This window comes from Caballeronia sp., assembly GCF_049581465.1.
GTDB lineage: Bacteria > Pseudomonadota > Gammaproteobacteria > Burkholderiales > Burkholderiaceae > Caballeronia.
The window spans coordinates 1-6277 of the sequence record NZ_JBAUSA010000994.1 but is presented as its reverse complement, the minus strand read 5'-3'; the positions used below and the strand labels follow the sequence as shown (position 1 = coordinate 6277).

The following is a 6277-nucleotide window of genomic DNA, read 5'->3' as shown; positions in this document are numbered from 1 at the left end:
GGCTAGAAAAATGCGGATTGGATCGCGGATTCTCGCGGCGGTGTTTGGCTGCATAGGCGCGCTGGCGTCGTACGCCAGCGCGTCGACCCTGCAGATCGAAGTCGTCGACAAGACCGGCGCGCCGGTGGCCGACGCCGTGGTCTACGCCACGCCGCTCAGTGGCAAATTGCCGGCGAAGGCGCCGGCAGGCGCGGTCATCGACCAGATCAAGCGGCAGTTCGTGCCGCTCGTCTCCGTGATCCAGACTGGCGCGAGCGTGACATTTCCGAACAAGGACAACTTCGAGCACGATGTCTATTCATTCTCGCCCGCGAAGAAATTCGAACTGAATCTTTATCACGGCGTGTCGGCCAAGCCGGTTGTCTTCGACAAACCCGGCCTGGTCGTGATGGGCTGCAACATCCACGACATGATGATTGCCTACGTCCTCGTGGTCGACACCCCGTACTTCGCCATGACGGACGCGTCGGGCAAGGCCACGATCGAGAACTTGCCGGCGGAGCCGTATCGCGTGGCTGCGTGGCAATACCGCATGAAGGACGGCGCGCCGCATCCGGTCCAGACGATCACGCCGAACCCCGATGGCACGGCCAAGTTCACGCTTGAACTGCTAGCCCCGCCCGCCTGAGGCCACCACCGACATGCGCCTCCATAGCCTGCGCGCCCGCATTGCGGTCGTCTTCGTCCTCCTGATGCTCGTGGTGCAAGTGGCCGCGTTCGTGGTGATTCACACGGCTATCAGTTCGAACGCCCGCAATAACGCCGACGACCAGTTGTCGGTCGCGGAGCGGGTGTTCAATCAGGTCATGCGATCGGATCGCGAGGAACTGAGGCAGGCGTCGACGATTGTCGCGGCCGACTACGGCTTTCGCGCGGCAGTGGGCACGCGTGACGAAGCGACAGTCTCATCCGCACTGAAGAATCACGGCGACCGGGTTCATGCCGACGTCGTGATGCTGGCGACGCTCGACGGTGTGCTCCTTGCCGATAGCCACGGACCGGCCAAGGTCGGCACGCCGTTTCCGTGGCCGGCGCTCCTCGTTGGCGCCACGCGCGACGGCGACGCTGCCTCTATCGGCGTGATGGACGGGCATCTTTATCAACTGGTGGCCGTGCCCGTGAAGGCGCCGCTTCCGGTCGCCTGGGTCACGATGGGCTTTCTCGTCGACGATGCGCTCGCGACCGAGATGCGTTCGATCACGTCGCTCGACGTGTCGTTCGTCGACAAACTGAATGGCGCTTCGGGTACGGCTGCGCCGCGCATCCTGGCAAGCTCGCTGCCGCTCGCATCGCGGCGTGCGCTGCAGGCGGGGTTGGACATGCCCGAGACGAAGCACGCGGGGCCGCACGCGTCGACGATTTCCTTGCCCGACGGCGACTACGCCATGCGCGAGTTCACGCTGCCGTCCTCCGGCGATGCGACTGTGACGGTCGTGCTGCAACGTTCGCTCAACGAAGCGATGGCGCCGTACAGCAAGCTCCAGTCCACGCTGCTGCTGATCACGCTGCTGGGTGTCGCGGTATCGGCGGTGGGGAGTTTCCTTACGGCGCGCAGCGTGACGCGGCCCATTGAAGCGCTGACGCGCTTTGCCCGCCGTATCGGCCGGGGCGAGCGCACCGACGCGCTGGAAGTCAGGCGTCACGACGAGATCAGCGAGTTGGCGGTCGCGTTCAACCAGATGCGAGATGGCATTGCCGAACGCGAGCGCAGGATCACGGATCTCGCTTATCTCGACCGCCTGACAGGCCTGCCGAACCGCGCGCTCTTTAGCGAACGCCTGCAGCAGGCGATCAGCGAGGCGCTCCGACTCGGCTCTGCGTTGAGCGTGATGATGATGGATCTCGACCGCTTCAAGTATGTCAACGACACGCTGGGTCACCATATAGGCGACCTGTTGTTGCATGAAGTCGGCAACCGCTTGCGCGCAAGTCTGCCAAGCACCTCCGACACGATCGCGCGTCTCGGTGGCGATGAATTTGCGGTCCTGCTTCCCACCGATGACGCGCAATCGGCGCAACTTGTCGCCACGCGTTTGCTTGAGGCGCTTGAACATCCGTTGATGATCGAAGGCCAGATCGTGGATGTGGGCGCGAGCATCGGGATAGTGAGCTATCCGAACAATGGTACCGACATGAATACCTTGCTGCGCCGGGCCGATGTCGCGATGTACACGGCCAAGCGCGCCAACCTCGGTTTCGCGCTCTATGACGAGCGCGACGACCAGCACAGTGCTGAGCGGCTTTCGCTGATGAGCGAACTGCGCCAGGCGGTGGAACGCGATGAGCTCAAGCTTTACTATCAGCCCAAGGTCGATCTGGCGACCCGCAGCGTGAAATACGTGGAATCGCTGGTGCGCTGGGACCATCCTACGCGCGGCTTTATTTCGCCTGACGAGTTCATCCCGTTTGCGGAGCAGACGGGTTATATCAAGGTGATTTCACGTTGGGTGATCGACCGCGCCGTGCGTCAGTGCGGACTGTGGCGCGCGATGGGTCTCGAACTGGATGTGTCGATCAATGTGTCGGCACGGGACCTGATCAACTCGGGGTTGCCTGAAACGGTCGACAGGATTCTCAAGAAGTACGACGTTTCGCCGCGCTGGATCTGGATTGAAATCACGGAGAGTGCGATTCTCGACGACCCGAACCACGCTATTGAAACGCTTGATCGTTTGCATGCGCTTGGCGTGCGTCTTTCCGTCGATGACTTTGGGACCGGGTATTCGTCGCTGTCCTATTTGAAGCGCATGCCGGTGGACGAGTTGAAGATCGACAAGTCGTTCGTGATCGGCATGGCCGACGACGAGGATGATGAGATTATTGTGCGCTCGACCATTGATCTTGGCCACAACATGGGCCTTAAGGTGGTGGCCGAAGGCGTTGAGAGCGAGGCGATGCTTGAGCGCCTCAAGGTGTTGCGATGCGATCTGGCCCAGGGGTTCCATGTAAGCCGCCCGTTGCCGCCGGAGGATCTCGAACGATGGCTCGCCGGGTGGGAGGAGGCGAATGGGGAGGGCGAGCTGGAGACTGTCGGCTAGCCCCACACTCACCCCCCACGGGCTCACCGCCCGATACTCGCCACGCTCGAAGGCATTATCGGTTCAGCGCTCGCGTATTCCACACAACTAGCAAGGATCATGGCGTTAGCGTTCAACGGACATGGCCGAACCGTGCGCGGACGATAGATCGGATCGCCGCGGCGGATGCTGTTCCCGGTGAGGGCGCACGTGCCGGGCTGTCGCGCCCGGCTTGCGCGCCACGGCTGGTCGCCATAGCGGCAGACGGTCGGGTCGAACCACGAGATGATCGCGGTGTTCTTGCTGGGCCGCTCCAGTATGCGGACTTTCGGTACTGCGCCAGGACAAGGCTCGTAGATCAACGGCAGACGTCGGACCAAACCGCCGGGGCGCTCGTCGCGGCGGGTGGAAGGCCCCTCGTTACCGAACGAGAGTTTCGCTAGCAAGGCGAGTGTCTGCGACCACGCATCGAGTTGGATCCGTGTCCTGCGCTTCGGTTTGGCGCACATAGCGGAATTCTCCTTGCAATCGATAAGTTCGAAAACGAATTCGGATGCATTTGGTCTGACAAATCGAGACTTCCAAGCCTATGCCGCGAACCGGCGCGCAGATCGACCAACAAGTGTTGGAACTCTGGTCTAGCTTTGTTCGCGGCACCGCGCGAACAACGCGTTGCCAGTTTTCATAGTTTGGACGTTAGCGAGGCGGATCACAAATTAAGCGTTATTAATTCTTCTGTTAGATCGCGACGAACTGCCATCCGCCATGCGAAAAAGCGCGCCGGGAGGCGCGCTTGATGTTGCAGGCACTTATTTCATTTATCGCGCTACTCGACCACGCGTTCGACAGCCGCGGGCCGAACGCGCCGCAATGGTACGACCCTTATCGGGCGCGTGTCGCTGCGCGCCCGAGCTTCGCGGGGTTCGCCATGGAGGCGCGCATCGTCAGTGTGACGGGAAATTCGCGATGGATCGGATAGGACGTGCCATAGCACTCGTTGAGCAGCCACCTGACCGCGTTCTGCGTGAGTTCGGCCGTCGGGATACGAACCGATGTCAGCCCCGGCGCGGTGTAAGCGGCGGTGTAATCGTCGTCGTAGCCCACCACGGACATGTCGTCCGGCACGACGATGCCCGCTTGCTTCAGGCACGACAGCGCGCCGACCGCCATGGTGTCGTTCGCGCAGAAAAGCCCGGTAAAGCGCTTCTTCGATGCAATCAGTTGCCGCGCTGCGCTATACCCACCTTCTGGCGTGAAGTCGGATTAGATCATGGGAATGGACGCACGGTCGATTCCATGACGGGCCAGTTCTGCGAAGAACCCGTCCAGGCGCATCTGATTGTCGGACGCAGTGAAAGGCCCCGAAATCACGGCTATCTTGCGATGCTGATAGGCAAGCAGCGCCCGCGCCGCGAGCGCGCCGCCGAGATGATGATCGGCGCAAAAGGACGCCTCAGGCATCAGCTCGAAATGACGATTGAGGAACACCATTTTCGGGTGCATCCCGTGCAGCTTGATCAGGTCTTCGTCACTCAGGTCATGACTGATGACGACCACGCCGTCGCAATCGCGGCTGATCAGGAACTCCACCGCTTCGATGGCCTGCTCGCGCGGCGAATCATCGCCACAACCGGCGGCCACCACGACATGCCGATGCACGGCGCGCAACTCGGTATCAGTCTGCTGGAGAATGGTGCCGTAATACGAGCCGAAAAACGAAGGCACGAAAATGCCGATCATGCCGAGCGATTGCGTCGACAGCGCGCGACCGATCGACGAGGGCCTGAAATGCAACTCGGCAATGGCGGCCTGCACGCGCGCGAGCGCGTCGGCGGAAACGGGTCCACGGCCGGAGATAGCGCGCGATGCGGTCGACATGCCGACTCCGGCAAGCGCCGCAACGTCCTTCAGGGTGGTCACAATAGCTCCGTTATGGGCGGCAAAAAATTGACAGGGTAGGGCTTAGAGCCGATCCCCGCCGGTTTCGTCGAAGAGCGAAATGCGCTTGCTGTCGATGGAGAATCCAGTCACTTCATCGACCGCCGTCGTCGCCGTGTCCTGCGCGATCGACGCGATTTGGCCGCCATGATAATCGAACCAGATGACCCTGTGATTGCCCATCGGTTCTACCAGCGACACCGTGCCGCGATGCGCCGACGAAGCATCGACCGAAATGTCTTCGGGGCGCACCCCGAGCACACACGGCTGGTTGTCCGCCGGGGAGCGCTTGAACGCATAACTGGATACGTCGAGATCGATGTGGTCATTGCGAAACCGCACCGCCCCCGCTTCGCGCCGGACGAACCCCTTCAACAAGTTCATGCCCGGCGACCCGAGGAAGGTCGCAACGAACAGGTTGTTCGGATTCGCGTAGACCTCGGCGGGCGTGCCGATCTGCTGGATCACGCCACCCCGCATCACGGCCATGCGGGTCGCGAGCGTCATCGCTTCAACCTGATCGTGAGTCACGTAGATCATGGTCGCGCCAAGGCGCTTGTGCAATTGCTTCAATTCGCGCCGCAACTCGGTGCGCAGCTTTGCGTCGAGGTTGGAAAGCGGTTCGTCGAAGAGGAACACGTCGGCTTCGCGCACGATCGCGCGGCCAATCGCCACCCGCTGGCGCTGTCCGCCCGACAACTGTGCGGGCCGGCGTTTGAGGAGCGGTCCGAGCTGCAGCATCTCGGACGCGCGCGTCACGCGCCGCTCGATCTCGGGCTTGGGCGTGCCGGCTATGCGCAAGCCAAACGAAAGATTGCGCTCCACATTCATGGTCGGATAGAGCGCGTAGGACTGGAAGACGAGGGCGATGCCGCGATCCTTCGGGTCAGCCCAGGTCATATCCTGGCCACCGATTTCAATGCTGCCGCCGCTCACGTCGATAAGACCGGCAATGCTGTGCAGCAACGTGGATTTGCCGCACCCGGACGGACCGAGCAACACGAGGAACTCGCCCGGTTCGACCTCCAGGTCAAGCGACTGGATGATTTTGTTCGCGCCGAGTTGAATGTCCAGATCTCGGATTGATACGTTCGACATGACAGTAGACATGAGATGAACCCTGGGCTAACCCTTGACCGCACCGGAAGCGATGCCGCGAACAAACCAGCGGCCCGACACAAAATAAATGGCTAGCGGCACCATGGAGGTAAGGATGGTCGCGGCCATATTGACGTTGTAAAGGCGCTCGCCGGTCGTGGTGTTGATGATGTTGTTAAGCTGGACCGTCATGGGCAAGTTCTGCGTACCCGCGAACACGAGCC

At 61.6% G+C, this 6277-nt stretch carries 4 protein-coding genes and 2 pseudogenes; 2 read left to right on the top strand and 4 right to left on the bottom strand.

The window, feature by feature from the left end; translation table 11 throughout:
• Both WCA53_RS24375 and WCA53_RS24370 read left to right on the top strand, forming a co-directional pair.
• The coding region (locus WCA53_RS24375; protein ID WP_423916484.1) for a methylamine utilization protein at positions 1 to 628 on the top strand (628 nt) is incomplete at its 5' end.
• 13 nt (positions 629 to 641) lie between these two features.
• Positions 642 to 3038, top strand: a complete 2397-nt coding sequence (locus tag WCA53_RS24370; RefSeq protein WP_423916482.1) for a putative bifunctional diguanylate cyclase/phosphodiesterase — start codon at positions 642 to 644, stop codon at positions 3036 to 3038.
• A 23-nt stretch (positions 3039 to 3061) separates the two neighbouring features.
• Here WCA53_RS24370 and WCA53_RS24365 read toward each other — a convergent pair whose 3' ends face one another.
• The 4 genes and pseudogenes from WCA53_RS24365 to WCA53_RS24350 all read right to left on the bottom strand — a co-directional run.
• Entirely contained in the window at positions 3062 to 3526 is a 465-nt protein-coding gene (locus WCA53_RS24365) for a DUF3331 domain-containing protein (RefSeq protein ID WP_423916480.1), read from the bottom strand.
• 373 nt (positions 3527 to 3899) lie between these two features.
• Positions 3900 to 4937 (bottom strand): annotated as a pseudogene (locus tag WCA53_RS24360) (substrate-binding domain-containing protein).
• 42 nt (positions 4938 to 4979) lie between these two features.
• A complete protein-coding gene (locus WCA53_RS24355) occupies positions 4980 to 6065 on the bottom strand; it encodes an ABC transporter ATP-binding protein (protein WP_423916478.1) in 1086 nt (361 codons plus the stop codon).
• A gap of 15 nt (positions 6066 to 6080) precedes the next feature.
• Positions 6081 to 6277, bottom strand: a pseudogene (locus tag WCA53_RS24350) (carbohydrate ABC transporter permease); the annotation flags it as partial.